General features: G+C 25.5%; 20 protein-coding genes and 1 pseudogene. 7 read left to right on the top strand and 14 right to left on the bottom strand.

Annotated features, from left to right (window positions below; translation table 11 throughout):
* Positions 1–610 precede the first annotated feature (610 nt).
* The 4 genes from HCG76_RS11695 to HCG76_RS11680 all read right to left on the bottom strand — a co-directional run bounded on the left by HCG76_RS11695 (position 611) and on the right by HCG76_RS11680 (position 3,688).
* A complete protein-coding gene (locus tag HCG76_RS11695; RefSeq protein WP_221700481.1) occupies positions 611–1,033 on the bottom strand; it encodes a HutP family protein in 423 nt (140 codons plus the stop codon).
* 110 nt (positions 1,034–1,143) lie between these two features.
* Positions 1,144–1,602, bottom strand: a complete 459-nt coding sequence (locus HCG76_RS11690) for a MarR family winged helix-turn-helix transcriptional regulator (RefSeq protein WP_195989728.1) — start codon at positions 1,600–1,602, stop codon at positions 1,144–1,146.
* 252 nt (positions 1,603–1,854) lie between these two features.
* Positions 1,855–2,271 carry a hypothetical protein gene (locus HCG76_RS11685; RefSeq protein WP_221700482.1) on the bottom strand — a complete coding sequence of 139 codons (417 nt, stop codon included), beginning with the start codon at positions 2,269–2,271 and terminating at the stop codon, positions 1,855–1,857.
* 292 nt (positions 2,272–2,563) lie between these two features.
* A complete protein-coding gene (locus HCG76_RS11680) occupies positions 2,564–3,688 on the bottom strand; it encodes a YecA family protein (RefSeq protein WP_221700483.1) in 1,125 nt (374 codons plus the stop codon).
* A gap of 305 nt (positions 3,689–3,993) precedes the next feature.
* Between HCG76_RS11680 and HCG76_RS11675 the strand changes: the two genes are divergently transcribed.
* The gene (locus HCG76_RS11675) at positions 3,994–4,944 is read left to right on the top strand and encodes an alpha/beta hydrolase (protein ID WP_221700484.1); all 951 of its coding nucleotides are present in this window, start codon (positions 3,994–3,996) and stop codon (positions 4,942–4,944) included.
* 56 nt (positions 4,945–5,000) lie between these two features.
* On the opposite strand, the gene HCG76_RS11670 is transcribed toward HCG76_RS11675, so the two are convergent.
* From HCG76_RS11670 to HCG76_RS11660, 3 genes are all read right to left on the bottom strand, one after another.
* On the bottom strand, positions 5,001–5,963 hold the full coding sequence (locus HCG76_RS11670; protein WP_221700485.1) for a tRNA dihydrouridine synthase: 963 nt from the start codon (positions 5,961–5,963) through the stop codon (positions 5,001–5,003).
* A gap of 260 nt (positions 5,964–6,223) precedes the next feature.
* Positions 6,224–7,189, bottom strand: coding sequence for a U32 family peptidase (locus HCG76_RS11665; RefSeq protein WP_221700486.1), 966 nt, complete (start codon positions 7,187–7,189; stop codon positions 6,224–6,226).
* 13 nt (positions 7,190–7,202) lie between these two features.
* Positions 7,203–8,543, bottom strand: a complete 1,341-nt coding sequence (locus tag HCG76_RS11660) for a hypothetical protein (protein ID WP_221700487.1) — start codon at positions 8,541–8,543, stop codon at positions 7,203–7,205.
* Positions 8,544–8,735: 192 nt separating this feature from the next.
* Here HCG76_RS11660 and HCG76_RS11655 point away from each other — a divergent pair, with 192 nt between their 5' ends.
* Together HCG76_RS11655 and HCG76_RS11650 are read left to right on the top strand one after the other, a co-directional pair.
* Entirely contained in the window at positions 8,736–10,076 is a 1,341-nt protein-coding gene (locus tag HCG76_RS11655; RefSeq protein WP_221700488.1) for a DUF4317 domain-containing protein, read from the top strand.
* Positions 10,077–10,492: 416 nt separating this feature from the next.
* Entirely contained in the window at positions 10,493–10,714 is a 222-nt protein-coding gene (locus tag HCG76_RS11650; RefSeq protein ID WP_221700489.1) for a hypothetical protein, read from the top strand.
* Positions 10,715–10,923: 209 nt separating this feature from the next.
* Here HCG76_RS11650 and HCG76_RS11645 read toward each other — a convergent pair whose 3' ends face one another.
* Both HCG76_RS11645 and HCG76_RS11640 read right to left on the bottom strand, forming a co-directional pair.
* Positions 10,924–11,067 (bottom strand): hypothetical protein, encoded by a 144-nt coding sequence (locus tag HCG76_RS11645; RefSeq protein WP_221700490.1) that lies wholly within the window; start codon positions 11,065–11,067, stop codon positions 10,924–10,926.
* Positions 11,045–11,626 (bottom strand): MgtC/SapB family protein, encoded by a 582-nt coding sequence (locus tag HCG76_RS11640; protein ID WP_221700491.1) that lies wholly within the window; start codon positions 11,624–11,626, stop codon positions 11,045–11,047. The genes HCG76_RS11645 and HCG76_RS11640 overlap by 23 nt, the downstream gene beginning before the upstream one ends.
* Positions 11,627–11,843: 217 nt before the next feature.
* Between HCG76_RS11640 and HCG76_RS11635 the strand changes: the two genes are divergently transcribed.
* A complete protein-coding gene (locus tag HCG76_RS11635) occupies positions 11,844–12,356 on the top strand; it encodes a L,D-transpeptidase (RefSeq protein ID WP_221700492.1) in 513 nt (170 codons plus the stop codon).
* Between the two features lie 339 nt (positions 12,357–12,695).
* On the opposite strand, the gene HCG76_RS11630 is transcribed toward HCG76_RS11635, so the two are convergent.
* The 4 genes and pseudogenes from HCG76_RS11630 to fliB all read right to left on the bottom strand — a co-directional run bounded on the left by HCG76_RS11630 (position 12,696) and on the right by fliB (position 15,486).
* A complete protein-coding gene (locus tag HCG76_RS11630; RefSeq protein WP_221700493.1) occupies positions 12,696–12,980 on the bottom strand; it encodes a hypothetical protein in 285 nt (94 codons plus the stop codon).
* A 7-nt stretch (positions 12,981–12,987) separates the two neighbouring features.
* Positions 12,988–13,248: pseudogene (locus tag HCG76_RS11625) on the bottom strand (recombinase RecA); the annotation flags it as partial.
* 232 nt (positions 13,249–13,480) lie between these two features.
* The gene (locus HCG76_RS11615) at positions 13,481–14,218 is read right to left on the bottom strand and encodes an MBL fold metallo-hydrolase (RefSeq protein WP_221700495.1); all 738 of its coding nucleotides are present in this window, start codon (positions 14,216–14,218) and stop codon (positions 13,481–13,483) included.
* Between the two features lie 119 nt (positions 14,219–14,337).
* Entirely contained in the window at positions 14,338–15,486 is a 1,149-nt protein-coding gene (gene fliB / locus HCG76_RS11610; RefSeq protein ID WP_221700496.1) for a flagellin lysine-N-methylase, read from the bottom strand.
* Between the two features lie 248 nt (positions 15,487–15,734).
* On the opposite strand from fliB, the gene HCG76_RS11605 reads away from it, so the two are divergent.
* Positions 15,735–16,424 carry a YoaK family protein gene (locus HCG76_RS11605; protein ID WP_221700497.1) on the top strand — a complete coding sequence of 230 codons (690 nt, stop codon included), beginning with the start codon at positions 15,735–15,737 and terminating at the stop codon, positions 16,422–16,424.
* A gap of 113 nt (positions 16,425–16,537) precedes the next feature.
* On the opposite strand, the gene HCG76_RS11600 is transcribed toward HCG76_RS11605, so the two are convergent.
* Positions 16,538–17,509 carry a galactose ABC transporter substrate-binding protein gene (locus HCG76_RS11600; RefSeq protein WP_221700498.1) on the bottom strand — a complete coding sequence of 324 codons (972 nt, stop codon included), beginning with the start codon at positions 17,507–17,509 and terminating at the stop codon, positions 16,538–16,540.
* A gap of 397 nt (positions 17,510–17,906) precedes the next feature.
* Here HCG76_RS11600 and HCG76_RS19395 point away from each other — a divergent pair, with 397 nt between their 5' ends.
* Together HCG76_RS19395 and HCG76_RS19390 are read left to right on the top strand one after the other, a co-directional pair.
* Positions 17,907–18,443, top strand: a complete 537-nt coding sequence (locus HCG76_RS19395) for a S8 family serine peptidase (protein ID WP_311776396.1) — start codon at positions 17,907–17,909, stop codon at positions 18,441–18,443.
* A 297-nt stretch (positions 18,444–18,740) separates the two neighbouring features.
* Entirely contained in the window at positions 18,741–19,286 is a 546-nt protein-coding gene (locus tag HCG76_RS19390; protein WP_311776395.1) for a S8 family serine peptidase, read from the top strand.
* Positions 19,287–19,295: the final 9 nt, after the last annotated feature.

Below are 19,295 nucleotides of genomic sequence, written 5' to 3'. Positions count from 1 at the left end.
TTAATTCTGTTATGGTTAGCTGCTAAAGCTGCTTGTCTGAATATTTCGTCTACTTGTTCTTGAGTGTAAGTAGCGAATTTCTTTTGTGCTTCTCTTAACTGTTTAATTCTTGCTGTTAATTCTTGAGCGTTTGTAACTTTCATTTATTACATCCTCCTAAATAATCAATATTTATAATAATTTTAATTGATATCTCTAATCTAATCTGTGACTTTGTTAATCTTTTGTTTTGATTGTTAAGTTTTTAACTTGTCCACACACTTATTGTACTCGATTGTTTATTTTTTGTCAAACTTTTTTTTAAAACTTTTTTTATTTTATTTTTCCCACCTACTTATACCAACTATAATACCCTAGTTTTTTCAAATATGATAACATTTTCAACACTATGTATTTTTTTTAGACATTTTTCTTATATTTAACCATATGGTTTTTATATTTATACTTTATTTTTTTTAATTGTTATTTCAGCTTAACATCCACCTCTTCGTTATATAAATAACAAACTTATTCTTTTACTATATTTCTATATTAGAATTTGTTATTAAATATCTTTTTATTCAAATAAAAAAAATAGATTAGTATAAAACACTTATACTAATCTATCTATTTATTCTGGTACGGCTCTATGACCTATTCCAATTACAACTTCATCTAAATGTAAAAGTCCTACGCTTAAAAAGATACAAACACTCATATGCTGTCCTTTTCTAGCTATTCCTACTTTTCCACCTACATTTTGTCCACTAGCTCTTTCCCTAATCTGCATTAATGCATCTCTAGTAGCTCCTATAATCCCACCTTCATGTAAATGTTCATCTCTAATAACATTACTTCTTTTAGCTGCTACTAAAGCCCTTTCTAATATTTTAGATGTAGACTCATTAATATTTCCACCTATATTAACTGCTGTAACTAAAATTCCTAATTTCTTATATGATTCTTTTAACTGTTCTTCCTCTTCTCTTGTGGATATCGCCATTTGCGTAGCAATTTTAGCAACCTCCATACTTGAACTATATGTCATTCCCATACTATTTCTTCCCCACCCATTTAAGTAAAATATTAAAATATATTTAATAAAATATATTACGCCTTTTTAAGTTGCTATAAATTTAGCTAACCAAATTAAAATTTGGAGCTTCACTTATGAAGATTGTACTTTTCTTCGAAGAAGTTTGTCATTTTTTTTAGTGATGCTATAAGAACAGCTTCTTCGCTTTCTGGAAGTTCCTTAATAATACTCTTAATCATATCATCATGGAATTGTGCATGACTATCAAATGCCTTTTCGCCTTTGCTTGTTAATTTTATTAAAACAACACGTCTATCTTCTTCTATTCTTCTTCTTTCAACATACTCTTTTTTTATTAATCTATTTATAGCTGTAGTTAATGTTCCTACTGTAATTTCTAAATCATTAGCTACTTCTGTCATAGTCATTTCTCTATCCTTACCAATTGCCTCAATAATATGAGTCTCTGTAACAGATAAATCACTAAACTCGCCTTGTTTTATAGCTGCTCCCTCAATTTTTAAAATATCATTAAATAATTTTACTAACAACATATTTAAAACGTCTTCAGACTCTTTACGTATCATTTGTTTCACTCTCCTAAAAAAAATTAAAAATATAGTATTATTATAAAATAAGTTAGCTACTTTAATCTAGTCCTATTTGAAATTATTTATCACTTATATATAACTACATTCTAAAAATATGTTCAAAAAAAACTGTATAAACACATACTATGATAAATTATAAAATAATATAATTCCTATAAAAGAAATTATTATTCATAATTTGTAATATATTCATAGTATAATTTTTATACAGCTATATTACTAATCAAATTATATTATAATTAAACTTATAGCTATTACCATAACTATAATTGATATTATCCCAAACAAAACTGAGTTTTTAAGTAGTTCATATTTTGAGTATCTAGTTATTTCCTTTATATTATCTTTTGGATAAATTAACTCAACTTCGTCCCCCTCTTTTAAATCACACATTTCATCATAATCATGATAATCAACCCTTACTTTTTCATTACCTAAATCAATCTCTAATACCGGATTTATATCTACATTATATATCTTATTTTTTTCAGTACCATAAGTTATATAACTAAAGGACTGTAACTCAACAACTTTTGCTTTTCTCTTTTCCCCATTATTAATTAAATTCATTTGCTTTGTAAATATTTTTATAGAAATTATCATGAGTATAGAAGCACCTAGTAACATTATTATTGCACTAAACATTCCAATTCACCCCACAAATATATTTAAATTTTTCCCTCTTTTGTATCTTCAATATATTTTATGTAGTTAAAATGCTAATATTTACCTTTACATGAATATTTCATTATTCCACATTACTAATAATTATTACTTGTAATAATATCATTAGTAATTAATTTTTATTACTTTTTTAAAAGTTAATGCCTCACTTAATTATCAAATAGTTATTTTAAAATCTTTAACTATAACTTCTAATAATTATACTAAAAAAAGATACGTATTAATACGCATCTTTTTTTATTATATATTTAGTTTATCCACAACACTTTTTGTATTTTTTACCACTTCCACATATGCATGGATCATTTCTTCCTACTTTAACTTCATTAACAACTCTAGCATTTGCCTTTTCTATTTCATTTTCAGTGTATCCTTTTAAAGACCATTTTCTAATGCTCTTTGCTAGAAGCTCTAATTCATATATAAATATTTCTCTTTCTTCATCTGATTGTATTTCATATGCTTGTAAAAATATATCTATGGCTTCTGCCTTTTCTACTTCATTTTTTATAGCAACTATAAAGCCATCCATTTCCTCTTTTAATATATTTTTGTCAATAACAAATAATTCTCCAAGTACTTTTTCTAATTTAGTACTTTGCTTATTTTCTTCAACAAAATCAATTTTACCTGCTTTTATTAAAGACTTTTTATCAAATCTATAATAATCATTTTGGCAATCTTTTTGAAGATTTAATATTTTTTCAGTGTCTTCTACATCTATGTTACAAATTATATCTCCATCAATAACATAATCATATCCAAGTTCTTCTCCATTTGTTATTAATGTATTTATGTATATTTCATCAAAACTAGTTGCAAATATGTTTTCTATGTTAGACTTAATAAAATCAAATTTACAAATACCATAATAATAAACCATTCCTGAAATAGCTTTTATTATTTCTTCATTTAATCTAACTTTATCTTTTAAATCCTTGTTTATTTGTTCAGTAATTATACCTTTTAATTCTTCTGGTATAACTACAAAGGCTTCATCTTCCTTTACTCCAGAAAAAGCTAATCCTCTATTTCTTAAATAGTTAATATAAATCATTTCATTACATTCATATTTTTTAAGTCCGCTCTCTTTAAGTAATTCCTCTATATATTTTAAAGTTCCTTCTTCCATTAACTCTAAAGCAACTTTTGTATTTTCTAGTATTACATTCATTACCTTTTCAACAGCTTCTGCTTTTTTTAATGTTGTAATACCCTTTACGGAATACTTCTTAGCTATTTTAACTAGTTCATCCTTAGTCATTTTTTCTAAAAAGGCTTTCAAATTACAATTTTCATCTATGTTTTTCCACATTTTTTCAACGCTTTTATTATCAGCCTTCATTATTTCTTCTTGAAGTTTATTTCTATCTTCCATTTAATTTATGTCACCCCACATTATATTCTACAAAAAAAATCACTTCTTTTATTATATATATTTTTTCAATATAGTCAAAATTATTTTTTACCAATATATATATATAGGAATATGTTAATTTTTTATCACTTATTATTAATATTAAATATATTTTTTTTGTATCTAAAATTTAATAATTTATTTACCATATAACCAATATTTTTTTATTGTCTATTTTATATAGCCATGTTAAAATAACATTACTTTAATTTGACTTTCAAATTATTCGACTTTTATAATAAATGTCAGCAAAGGAGATTCTTAAAATGAGAAAAAAGAAAATTTTAAAAATAACTTTATCTACTCTTATCTTACTTATAATTGTAGCTTTAGGTTTCATAGGCAACTATTTTTATAATTTAGCTTTAAACCCAAATACCCCAAAAGATATTGTATTTGGAACACCTGAAGAACAAGAAGCAACAAGTGGACAAGTTTTAGATGAAGATAAGACATGGATATTAAATCAATCTAATTATACAGATGAATATATTACTTCTTCAGATAATTTAAAGCTTCATAGTTATAAAATCCAAAATGAAATCCCTTCTAATAAATGGGTTATAACAGTACATGGGTATACAAGTGAAGGATTAAATATGAGTACATATGCTAAGAAATATTATGATATGGGATATAATGTATTAATTCCTGACTTAAGAGCTCATGGTTCAAGTGATGGTGATTATATAGGAATGGGTTGGGATGATAGGTTAGATATTATCTCATGGATAGATGTAATATTAAATGAGAATCCTGATGCTGAAATAGTTCTACATGGTGTTTCAATGGGTGCAGCAACAGTTACTATGACTTCAGGGGAAGAGATTCCATCTAATATAAAAGCAATAATTGCTGATTGTGGTTATACTTCTGTTTGGGATCAATTCTCTTATCAATTAGATGATTTATTTTCCCTTCCTGAATTCCCAATTATGCATATATCATCTTTAGTTGCAAAAATCAGAGCTGGTTATTCTCTTGGAGAGGCTTCATCTATAGAACAAGTAAAAAAATCTAAAACTCCAATTTTATATATACACGGAGATCAAGATGATTTCGTTCCTTATTTCATGATGGAAGAACTTTATAAGGCAACAAACTCAGAAAAAGAAATGTTAACAATAGAAGGTGCTGGACATGCCAAAGCATCTGAAGTAGATCCAGAAACTTATTGGACAACTGTTATCAAATTTACAAATAAATATGTAAAATAAATTATTTATAATAAAAAAATGAGAATTCAAAATCTAAAATTTTGAATTCTCATTTTTTATTCACCACTAAATAATCCAGCACCTTTTATTATATCTTGTTCTTCAAACAAACTTGAAACTGCTTCTATATAATCCTTTGCTTTTTGTGCTTTCTTAATTTTTTTATAATACTTTTTATTATTTGTAAATATATGAGACATATATCCCCAAAGCTCTTTCATTCTATACATTGCATTTTTATCTTCTTTTAGTAACTCAGTATAATTATTAAATATTTCATCATGAAAATCTCTTAATATATTTTTATCTACATAAGTATTATCTATTATTTCACCCATTAATCCTGGATTGGCTAATATTCCTCTTCCTAACATAACTTTATCTATATTAGGAAATACTTCTGTTATTTTTTTATAATCTTCAACTGTAAAAATATCTCCATTATAGCATAATGTATTTTCACTTAAAGATATAGCATCCTTAAATACATCTAAGTTAGGTGTATTTCCATAGAAATCTTGCCTTGTTCTAGGATGTATTATTAATTCTTCCATAGGATATTTATTATATATTTTTATTAATTCATAAAATTCATCTGGACTATCTTTTCCTATCCTAGTCTTTACTGATATTTTCATATCATTAATTTTAAATATTTCATCTAAAAAACTATCAAGCTCATCTCTTTGTGATAGAAATCCTGACCCTCTATTCTTTGAAACAACTGTTCCAGCTGGACATCCTAAATTTAGATTAATCTCATCATACCCTAATTGCTGTAACTTCTTAGCTGTAGTAATAAATCCTTCTGCATCATTAGTAAGTATTTGTGGAACTATATATAATCCTTCATTGTTTTCTGGCAACATGTCCCTTAACTCTTTTGTTTTAAGACTTGTACTTTGATTTGGTACAATAAATGGTGTAAAGTATTTATCTATATTATCAAAATATTTTGCATATGCATTTCTATATATATGTCCTGTTATACCTTCCATTGGGGCTAAATAATATTTCATTTAATTACTCCTTTGTAAGTAAAATTAATTTTAAAGTGACATTAATCACTTCTGCTTATTTATTATATCAGCCAATACTTTTCTTATCTACTTAATATTTATTTTCATAAAAAATTCACCATAATATCGTAAATATTATGATGAATTTTTAAGCTTTATATTTTCACTTTATTTAAAGTGAAATAAAAAATTACACTATTATCTAATGAATTTACACTATATTCACTTCCATGCAACTCTAATATTCTTTTTACTATATATTAATAATAGCAATTCCCACTACATTTACTATTAAATATAATATTCTCTACTGAATTTTCATAACTTTTCTCCTCTTTATTATCATTTATCATATCTATGGCTATCTTTAATTTTTTTATATCCTCTTCCATATAATCTATGTATTTACCTCTCCCAACTACCTTTAAATGAGTTACCCCTGCATCTTTAAGTTTTTTTAATGAACATATCCCACAGCCACTACTACCTAGCATATGTGTTTTATCCTCATCTTCATTATCTAATTGTTCATAATATAATCTATACTTCTCATCTACCTCTTTAAAATTATTAACTTCTTCACTAATCTTTGCTAAATTATAATACATTGTACATAAATGTGACATTTCATCACAGTGAAGAGAACTACAAAAAGCCCCACTATAATGACATTTCTCATTTAAAATAAATGCCTCATATTCTAAGTTTTTCACTTTATTATTTCTTATGCAAGATTCCATATCCTTAATTGTGTTTTTTCTATGAAAAACATATCTATCTATATTAAACTCATTAAAGAATTCCATGGATAAGCTATTAATTTCTGAACATTCCCCACTTAAATGTATAAAACATTTTATTCCCTTATTCCTTATATATAATATAAGAGCAATATCAGCTATAATAAATTGATCAAATCCAATATTAATTAAATCATTCATTATATTTATTATTTCTTCATATTGTTCTTCAATATAATATAGATAATTAAATGTAATACTTACTGGAACCTTATATTTATCAACCATTTTCTTTAATATTTTCATATCTTCCAAAGAATTAATTTGAATATTATAATAAAGCACTTCTCTTCTATTTAAAGGAAATAGACTTCCATACTTTTTATTCCACTCATATGGAACATATCCACAAAAAACCTCATCAGCTCCTGCCTTAACTAATTTTATATAATCATCTATACATCCAAGTCCTGCTATTATCTTCATCTTATTTTCCTCTTTATATAAAATTAAAAACTATTCTATCTATTCCTCTTTTTATATACTCCTCTAAACTATTTGAATCTTTAAGTGATGTATCATCAAAAGCAAATAGTGAATTATATCTTCCTATCATTTTTAAATGCTTAGGATATGTAAATACATAATCACTACAATACATTGGACATTCTTTTACAAGCTTTTGATTTCCACGATTCATAGTAGTACACATTGCATATAGTGTACAATATTGAGATGTATTAGTTACGTAAAAAGGAATATGTAAGCTATGATTTCCTTCTGCAATATCTATCTTATACCCACAACTTTCATACTCATATCGTTTTATGTTATTTATCTCTAAAAACTTAGTAAAAATGCTACTATTAAGATTATTTTTTGCTATAAGATTTTTATTTTCCTCATATCCATTTTTATAAATATATCTAGGATCCTTCTTTCTTTTATTTAACAATACTCCTAAAGACAAAGTAAGATAATCACCTTTATTTTCAACTAGTTTTATCATTCCCCAATCATTTATGACGATTTCTATTTTTTTATTATTTTTAATGCACCAATTGTATAACTTATCTATTACACCTTTAGTCTTCTCTATATAACATTCTCTAATATATGTAAAACAAATTGTTATATCTAACCTCTCTTGCTTTGCCTTTTGTATCATTTCCATTAATAATTTATCACTTGGAAATAAATTATGACAAAACTCATTTCCAATATAAATCCTAGAAATATTTTCTTTAAATAAATTATGTCTTTCCATAAAGTTTTCTTTTAAATATTCTTTTTTAAAAGAATCTATATCTTTATCTAAATACTTTTTATATAAATTATAATTATCAATTTTAATAGCTTTTTCTATATTATTTATAATATTAATATCATAATCTTCATAATCTAATTTTGATAACCAATTATATTTTTGTTCAGAATAATACTCATAAAAATCATAATCTAATTCTGCTGGGTAATTAATCATATCACTAGAAAATTCATTACCATCTCCATAAGCTTTTAATCTAACATATTTTGAGTATTCACTAAAAGTTCTTTTAACATTTTTAAAGTAATTATTATCATTTATATTAAATTTGTAAGATATATAAAAATCACTTTTTATACTTTCCACTATTTTATAACTTTCTATATATATTTCTTCATATTTTGATTTATCAAATATGTAAAACATAACTTTTATCTCATTTATACTTTCTACTTCTTCTGAAACACGTAAAGTTAAATTTTCTGGAGATATTTTAAGTATTCTTACTTCTTTATTATTTAATAAACAACTTATTAATCCAGCTGGAAATAACTCTATCTCTTGTTTTTCCAAACCAATCCCTTCTCTCATTTATATTTATGGATATTATATATAACCCTTTTATATTATAAAACATATAAAAGTTAATAAAAGTTATAATTTTATTTTTCTTTCTTGCACTGATTTTCAATGAATATTATACTTGTAATGGTAACATATTCTTTGATATGTGCTATAAATATAAATAGAATGAGAGGCCATTATATGAGAAAAAAAGATATATTAGAACTAAAGAAGCGCTTTAAAAAAGACCACTGTACATTTACTAAAATGTGTGGATGCTACGTTAATGGTGAGAAGAATATTTTATTAAAATTTAGAGAGACATTCTTAAATCTCGAAGAAGATGATTATTTTAAATTCTTAGAAATCGCAAAAAAGGTTCTCTCTGGAACTATTGGAAATAATATTTTAGAGCTTAATTTCGAACTTAATGAAGAGCATATAAATGAAAAACAATTAGAGTTTATGCAATTAAAAAATAGTCAATTAAAGGATGATTCTTTACTTGATGAATTTTATAATTCAATTATAAACAACTATGATTATACTGGTAATTTTTTAATTCTTATTTTCCATGATGCTTATGATGTTATTACTAAAACTAAAGATAATGCAAAATTAGATGAATCTGAAGAAGTTTATGAATATATTTTATGTGCTATATGCCCAGTTGAACTATCTAAAGCAGGTCTTAGATACTTTGAAGAAGAAAATAGTATTAAATCACGTACTAGAGATTGGGTTGTTGAAGCCCCAAGTAACGGTTTTGTTTTTCCAGCTTTCATAAACCGTGGTACAGATGTTAACTCTATTATGTATTATACTAAAAATGCCAAAGACACTCATCCTGAGCTAATGGAAAATGCTTTAGGTTGTCCATCAAAACAAACCAATACAGAGCAAAAAGAAGCATTTAATGAAATAGTTCGTGATGCTCTTGGTCCAGATGAGAAAAAATCTGAGCATTTCTTTATGGAAATTCAAGAAAGTCTTAATAATAAAATAGAAGAACATAATAGTATTTATGAAGATACTGCTGAACCAATTATTTTAACTAATGATATAGTTCAAGAAATATTATCTTTAAGCGGTGTTCCTGAAGAAATTACTACTAAAATCGAAAAATCATATACAGAAAACTTTGGAGACACTCCTCCTGTAGCAGATATATTATTAGATAATAAAGCTCTTGCTGCAAAAGCTCAAAAGAAAAAAGAGGAAATGTTAGAAAAGCAAGTTCGCATACTTGAAAATAAACTTGAAAGAGTAACTCAAGATATTTCAATAAACTCTGAAATTGAAAATACTTCATTAGAATTAGATGATGAAGCTGCTGTAGAATCAGATAACTCCATTGATAATTTAGAGACAGAGCAAGATGCCCCTACAGATATTACTGAAAATTATGATATTGTACTTAAAGTAAAACCAGAAAAAGTACAACATATAAAATCACAGATAATTGACGGCAAAAAATATATTGTTATTCCTATTGATGAAAATGAACAAACTACTGTAAATGGCATTGATAATTTAATTTAACCTACTTAATGACTTCTGATATATTTCATATTGGAAGTCATTAAATTTTTAATTATGCTATTTATAGGTTATTATTTTACTTATGAACTAAAAAAAACTATTAATATGCTTATTGGATTACATTATATGTTGCTATTAACTTATCCAGTTACTGTATCACAGCTGCCTAGAAGAATACAAAAGAAGCTGATATTATTTTAGTTGAAACTATAAACAAACTTAAATCAACTATATTTGATAATAGAAAAAGCGATTCTCATCTTACAGAATGCGGATCAAATACAATTAACATATTATCATCTTTAGAAAAAATTGATACAATATTAGATAATCTAAAAAATAAATCTTTAGATTACAGTTTTTTAGATGAAATATCTACAGTATTAAAGGATATTAAAGATAATAAAGATGAATTTATGAAATTACACGTTAAGAAAAACATTATAAATTTAAAAAATATACGCGTTGCATATGGCTTAAGATTAGGTTTAATGTTTGCAATAAATTTCTTTATAGTAAGATTATTTGACATCAAACACGGTGAATGGGCTGCATATACAGTGTTTGCATTAATACAACCACATTTAGAATTTACTGTTACTAAATCTAAGAAATTACAAGTACTTCTAATAGCATAGATATTATTCAATCAAAAATAACAGAATCTATAGCTTCTGTTAACAATATTAAAGAAAAATTCTTATTAGTAAAAGTAGAAAAAATATTAACTGATATACATCATCTTGATTATAATGAAAAAGAACAAAGTGATTTATATGAATTCTTAACAATATTTAGTTAATAAAAAAGATCCACAATATAAATTGTGGATTTTTTTATTTATATATTAATGTTCTATTAATTCTACCTTATCAACTTCACTTATAATCATAATTTCTGTTAATATATCACTTATATCAAGTTCATCATCAATATTTATTTTAAATCTAACTCTAACTCCATCACTATTAGATTTTTTTTTGTATTTCAATAGATACAATATCACCACCTACACCTCTTATCATATCCTTTATTGCTTCTACTGTACTAGCTATATTACCATTTATTCCAACCTCAATATGTGCATGTAAATTTCTAGACTCAGATACTAAATTCTTTATTTTAAATATATCATTTAAAAATGCATAAGCAACAAGTGTAACTACACTTGAAGGAATATATATACCTGTTCCTACAGCTAGTCCTATTATGGCTGCAAAGCATATTGATGCTGCAGTAGTTAAGCCTTTTACACTTCTTTTATCTTTTAATATAGTTCCAGCTCCTAAAAATCCAATTCCTGAAATATATTGTCCTGCTAATCTAAACACGTCATTATCTCCACCATTAATACGATAATATTCTAATGATGTTATTTGAATTAACAAACCAACAAGTCCAACCATAACGTGAGTTCTTATACCTACTACCATTCCCTTTTTTTCTCTATTATATCCTATAGCTCCAGTAAGTATTACACATAAAACTATTTTAAACATTATAACTGCTGATATCCTAAATGTTTCATTACTAAAAAAATTATTTATCATAAAAATACCCACCTCCTTAGATTTAATAATTTTTATATTTCTCTAATTTAGTATTTGTATAAAAATAAGTTTTAGAAGTAATTTAAACTTTAAATTAATAACTATTTTAACATATTTTCTTAAACTTCTATCTTTATTTATAATACTATTTCACTAATACTATTTTTTCGTACTATATAATATAATAAAAATTTAGGAGTTTTAATAAAATAAGCCTATGAACTTTTATAATAAAATAAAAAATTCATATCATCATTATATTTTTAAAAAATCTATAATATCCCATAATCTTAGGGATTCATCAAATTATATTAATACCTCTACAGATTTTGTAAATAAAAACAATCTATCTAGTAGTACTAAATATCTAATTTGGGTAGATACTAAAAATTTCAAAGTAAATATTTTTTTAGGATCTAAAAATAACTGGAAATTACAAAAAAACTACCTTTGCTCTATTGGAAAATCATCTACTCCTACACCCTTAGGAACCTTTAAAGTTGGGGCAAAAGGTTATTCTTTCGGAGAAGATCATGGATATATTTGTTATTACTATACACAATTTAAAGGAAACTATTTATTTCACTCAATTTTATATAACTTAGATAATACTATTAGAGATGGTAGACTTGGATTTAAAATTAGTAATGGATGTATAAGACTTGCTAAAGTAAATGCTAAATGGATTTATGATAATATTCCTTATGGAACTACAGTTTATATAACTTAACTCTTATATTTTTAATACCCTATATTAATAAATTGTGAAGCAATTTATTTAGTTAAGGGCCTTTGTCCGGTTAAGTTTTTTGAACAGCGCTTCGCTAGTTCAAAAAGGTTAAAAATTGACTACGTCAATGGTAAGGGCCTTGCGGCTAGTTAAGGAAGAAACGTCTTACGAAGCTTCTAAAATATATATTCAAAGGAATTACGAAGTAATTTTATCCTTAACTCTTTAACGTTTGCGTCAGCAAACACTTACCTATGATTAATTAGCGCAAGCTATATTAATCACTTTACCTTGGCTGTTAGGCCCTTAACTTTTATTTTCCTTCGCAATTTTATTTAATTATGCAATGTCTTTTTCTAACTCTAAAGAATTATCACTCTTTTCATGCATAATTCTCATAACCTTTCTTGCTATAGGTTGTACAATAATAAGTTCTAAGAAAATAACTACACAAAACTTTCGTGGCCAGCATATTGTAAATTCTTTCAAAACCTCTATATTAAATCCAAATGCTAGTACTCCACCTATAAGTGTCATTATAATAGACATTCCAATAACAGTGAAAAATGCCTTAAATAAAATATAAGCATTTATACTATCTGTTGGCGAACTAAAAATTTTCACTAATTTATATTATATTTTCTATTTCTAAAGCAATATCTGTATTTTCTTTTAAGTACATCTTAGAATTTTCTCTTCCTTGTCCAAGTCTTATATCATTATAAGAGAACCAAGCTCCACTTATTTCAACGATTCCTTCATTTACACCAACATCTACTAAATTTCCTTCTCTTGAAATTCCTTCATTATACATAATATCAAATTCTACTTGTTTAAATGGCGGTGCAACCTTATTTTTAATTACTTTTACCCTAGTTCTATTCCCTAAAAAAGTATGGCCATTTTTTATAAATTGAACCTTTTCCAAACTGTTTTCCTATTTGCCCCATAACACTTTCTATTGCTCTTAATTTCTCATTATCAATATTCATCTATATCCTCTCCATCTTTTTCTAATAAAATAAAAAATGCGTTTGTACCTATGGCAAGTGGTATGACCATAGGTACAACGCATTGTCTTTCAAAGTATAACATAATTTTTTTTATTGATGTAATACCTAAAATTAATATTTTTTATTAGCTAGTATCTTGATATTATCATTTACATTATTATTATAAACTCCGCCATGATAACAAATAACTGTATTTATATCGTAATTACATAACTTCCTTATTGATTTTAAATACATTTCATCATTAAAATTTAAATCAGAAGCTGTAAAGCTTAAACTTTCATCTTTAATTATAAAGGCATCTCCAACTATTAATGTTTTACTTTCCTTATCATATAAACTTATATGACCAGGGGTATGCCCAGCAGTATCTAAAACTATTATATTCTCAAAGCCAGGAATAGTATATCCATCACTTAAAGTCAAATCTATATTAACCTTATTACAATTATAAAATTTTTTCATCTTTTCGTATAATAACTTTGCTTGTTCTGGTAAATCATTAAAATTATCTTCTAAATAAGTTAATTTTGTAGGAGTTTTACTTCCATTTATATATTTTTCTTCAACTTCTGAAGCAAGAACTTGAACATTAGGAATTGCATTGATAATTTCATAAGCTGTACCTACATGATCTATGTCTTGGTGAGTGAGTATTATAGCTACTAGTTTATCAAAGCTAAGTCCTTCATTTTCAATTGCATTTTTTATTTCTCCAAACTGACCTGGATTACCAGTATCAATTAGTAAAATTTTATCATCATTCTTTATCAGTGTTGGATATATAAATTCTTCTGGATTCATAGCTGATTTTAATTTTAAAACATATATATTATTATTTAATTTCATTTTATCCTCCAAAATCTTTGTATTAATTTAACAAGGGTAAATAGCATTAATAAATATTATTTGACTATTTATTAAATTTATACTAATACTACAGATTTTATAGATAATAATTTACTATGTTAATATAAACTTATAAAGCATATATATCCTACATCTAAAATTTCACTACCAAAACCTTCATTAATGAACTCTATAACAGCTTCAGTATTATTTCCAATAACTCTTGAAAATACCACTATATAATCCTTTATATTTTGTATATCTAATCCTTCTTCTTCACTAATACAATATTTTAAGAAAAGTGCATATCTAATTAGTAAATATTCTAATATAATCATTTCGAAGGAAATTACTACCTCTTCAATATCACTACTATTACAACTAGCTAAAACTTTAGATACTATGCAATTTTCAATAAGTTCATCATATTTTTCGAATTTTCCTTTGTAATCATCCCACTGTTCACAAAGATATTCTATTTCTATTTCTTCTGCAAAACCTGAAATCTCCTCTAAAATATTTTCTAGCCCAGAAACATCTCTATAGTTTTCTACTATATCTAAAAATAAATTATTAAGTTCTTCTATAGACTCATCTATATTTAAATTTACTTTACTATACATGTCTTCAAGCTCTTTCATATATTCTTTATCTTTATATTCTTCTATTTCTGTAAATAGTCTTCTCTTTTGAATATGTACATTTTCTAAAATAGCTAATAGCATCTGGAAACAAATTATTAGTTTATATTCTAATGCTAATTCATTATGCTGAATTACACTAATTAAAGTTTCTCTTACTTTAAACTCTAATGAAGAATCTATAGAAGCATTATTATCTTTACATATCATATTAATCTTTCCATCAATATTACTTATAATTTCTATAACTTCTGGACAAGAGCACGATAAAGTAAACTCATTTCTATCTCCTAATATATTTTTTATTCTAGGAAATGTTTGACACGTTAAAGATATATATTCATCTCCATGGTTCTTTACTATTTTACATAATCCATTTTCATCTAATAATGGGCATGTCTCATGAGTATATTTATCTAAAAAGTATTCCTTTTTCTCTCCAGACTCTTTTAATTTTAAATTCTGTAAAATATAATTAAATTTACTTTCTTCATTTTTCCACTTATTAAAAGTATCCTCATCTACATTTATGTCCCATCCTTCACAACATGTAAATTTGCATTTATCTGCACTACATTTAAACCTATCATAACCTGTAATTTTTGATATACTTAATTCTTTATTCATTTTTATCTCCAGTTCAATTTATTTAAACACATAGAATCTCTAACCTAAAAATTATTTTCAACAAATAAAGCTAGTGATCTATTTAACTGTTTCATTAGCTATCATAACTTATTTATAAATATCTATAAACATATTTATTTTTTATTTACACTTTATATTCTTTAACATAATAATTTCTATTTAAAATATTTAATATTTTTAGGGAATACTATATCTATGCTTATTTTTTGATAACAAAGGTGAATTATATGAAAAATGATAAAATAAAAAGAATTCCTCCTTGGGAAAGGCCATTATTTATTATGATAGTAACCTTTGTGGGAGGCTATATGAATGGATATACATATATAACTAGAAATAATATATTAGCTAATATGCATACAGCTAATATGTCTAAATTAGGAATTAATATTGCACTTGGAGAGTGGTTAGAAGCACTAAGTTACTTTCTTCCTATTATGACTTGTATCCTAGGAGCTGCATTTAGTGAATTAATTAGAGCTATACTTACTAATTTTAAATTTAAAGGTGATTGGAGAAAATTTGCTCTTATTTTAGAAAGTATTTCTTTATTTTTAATAGGCTTAATTCCTAAATCTTTTCCTGATGTTATAGTTACAAACTTAGTATCATTTCTTATGGGCTATCAATTATGTTTATTTAGAGACTGTCTTGGTACAGGATTTAATACAACTATATGTACTGGCAATATTAGAACTGTTGGTATATTACTATTTAGTGCATTAGATAAGAAAAATAATGAATCATTAAAAAAATTAATTACTTTTACAATTCTCACCTTTTCTTTTGGTTTTGGAACTATTCCTGGAACTTTAATATCGCTTATATTAAGCATTAAAGCAGTCTGGCTTTGTAGTTTAATACTATTTTTACAAGCATTCTGGATATATTATTATGAAAAAATTTATTTAATATAACTAACTTTTCACTTTGAACATTTATTCCTAGTTTTCATATCATTACTTATTTAAATTAAAATAAAAAACTAATAGAGTAAACTACTTATAAATAGTTTACCCTACTAGTTCCTTTATTTTAATAACTGTTCATTTATAATATATTTTGTATATGGTATACGTACTCCTATACCGCTACTATCAAAACTATATCCTGTATTTTCAAGTGGTTGTTTTCCTTCTACCACATTTATAGATATTTTATATAATGCATCTGACATTTTATATGGTTGCTGCACAACTGTTCCAGACATCTTTCCTTGTTTAATTAGGTTTATAGCCTCTTCTGTACCATCTACTCCAACAATAATAACTTTTTCTTTTGAACTATATCCAAATTCCTCTAAAGCAATTACACTTCCTATTGCCATCTCATCATTATTACAAATAATCGCTTCTATAGAGTTTCCATACTGTAATAAAAGTGATTTTACTCTATTTTTAGCAATATCTCTATCCCAATTACAAAATTCAGATGCAATTTCAATATTATCAACACCATTTTTATTTATAGTTTTTATAACATACTCACTTCTTAGTTTTGCATCTAAATTATTTTTTTCTCCCTTGATAAGAATATACTGAAGTATATTATCATCATTTCTATCAAATATTTTTTTATTTTTCTTCCATAACTCTGTAATTATTTCTCCCTGTAAGATTCCTGCCTCTTCTGAATCATTACCCACAAATACTGCTTTTCCATATAATTTTATGTTTACTAAAGAAAATGGTTCCCTATAAAAAAATATTACTGGTATGTTTTCTTCTTTAATTTTATCTACTAAATATTTATCATAACCTATATCTACCATACTTAATAATATTATATCAGTTCCATTTTTAAGTACTTCTTCTAATTGCTTATTTTGCAACTCTTGACTTTTCTTTGCATCATAAAAATTAAAACTTATTTTATCTTTATTATTATTTTCAATTTTCTCAAGCTCTTCTTTTATTTCACTTATATATTTATCTTTATATGTATATAGTAATACACTTGCATTTATAGGTTTATCTGAAATGGTTATACCATATACATTCATAAAATTATTTATAACCCCACTAAAAAGTAGGTGGAAAATTAGAATCTTTAATATTATTTTTTTAATACCATTATTATTTTAACTCCTATAACTATCTATTATAACTTATGATTTCACAATAATTTAAATTCTAATTGTAGTATTTGTTAATCTATAAATTTAATTCATTAATTGAGATTTAACTTAATATATTGAGTATTATTAAGTTTTGGAGATACCATAATGAATAATAAAAAGTCTTTTTATTTCGATCCATTGACTGAGAATTTTTTAGTAGAATATAGAGGTAACTTTAAAGAAGAAATAGATAAAATTTCTTAGGCTGCTGGAGATATAATTTCTAGTACCTTAGCAGTTGTATCCTTTCTGCCTGAAGATAGAGAAAGACTCTTAAGAAATAAATTCAGCTATAAAAGCTTATAAAAACAATGAAAATCCGTATAGCATTCTTCCAACTAAAGACGAACGTGGACATGGTACCAAAATAGCTGGAATTATAGGTGCTAGGGGTACTACGAGCGAATTTCAAGGTGTAGCTCATAAATGTAATTTCATAATTGTTAAGCTTATGGAATCTACTAATTTTAAGTCTATGTTAAAGGATAACTTAATAGATGATGTGCCTATTTATAATACTTCAGAATGTGTTGCTGGATTAGAGTTTTTAAAAAAAGAATTCTTTAAATTAAAAAATAAAGCCATGGTTATCTATACAGGCTTTGGTTCAACTGAAGGTAGCCATGACGGTAGAAACCTTATTAGCCGCTATTTAAATTCACTTGCATTAATAAGGGGGCTTTGCTTAGTTACAGGTGTGGGAAATGAAGGTGCTGCTGAAGGTCATACAACTGGATATATAAAATCTAAAAATGATATATCAACTCAAGAATTAAAAATTCCAAGAGCAATTAAACATCTTAGTTTTAATATCTGAATACAAAAACCTAATAGCGCTTCAGTTGAAATTATATCACCTACTGGAGAATCATCTCAAATTATAAAGTCTAAAATAAATAAAATTGAAAAATATAAATTTGTTTTCACTTCAACAGAAATTACTGTTTCATATCGTCTTCCAGATAACTTTACGGGATCTAATGTAATTAGCATTCAATTTAAAAACTTAAAACCTGGATCATGGAAGATCAAATTAATTGGTGAATATATAATTGGTGGTAGATATGATATATGGCTACCACCACATATAACCCTTCCAAGTGGTTTAGTGTTTATGGAACCCAATAATACTACTACCTTAACGCTTCCTTCTACTACTCAAAATACAGTTTCAGTTGCATATTATGGAGAAAACCAAGTAGTTTTAGCTGAGTCCGGTAAAGGATGGGATTATAATATAGGTAGAATTAAACCTGACATAGCTACTATAGGAGTAAATGTTCTAACAACAAAGCCCGGTGGCGGCTCTACTACACTTTCTGGTAGTTCCGCAGCTACGGCTATAACTGTTTGTGTTTGTGCTCTACTCCTTCAGTGGGGAATACTTAAAAGTAATGATATAAGTATGTATTCAAATAAAATTAGAAGCTATCTTATTTATGGTACATTAAGAAATCCTAATTATAAGTATCCTAATAAAGATTTAGGATACGGAGAATTAAATTTATTAGGAACCTTTAGTTCAATAGCAAAAATATATAATAATAAAACTCAATTAAATAGCCTTATGAGTATAAGATCTGATTCTAATATAGTTGATTCAGAGTATATAGAGTATAGTATTAATAATCTATTTATAAGAATTCCAATAAATACTTAGGAGGATTTT

Origin of the sequence: Clostridium sp. K13 (assembly GCF_019734195.1) — a bacterium.
Lineage (GTDB): Bacteria > Bacillota > Clostridia > Clostridiales > Clostridiaceae > Clostridium.
This window is presented reverse-complemented; position numbering and strand designations above follow the sequence as displayed.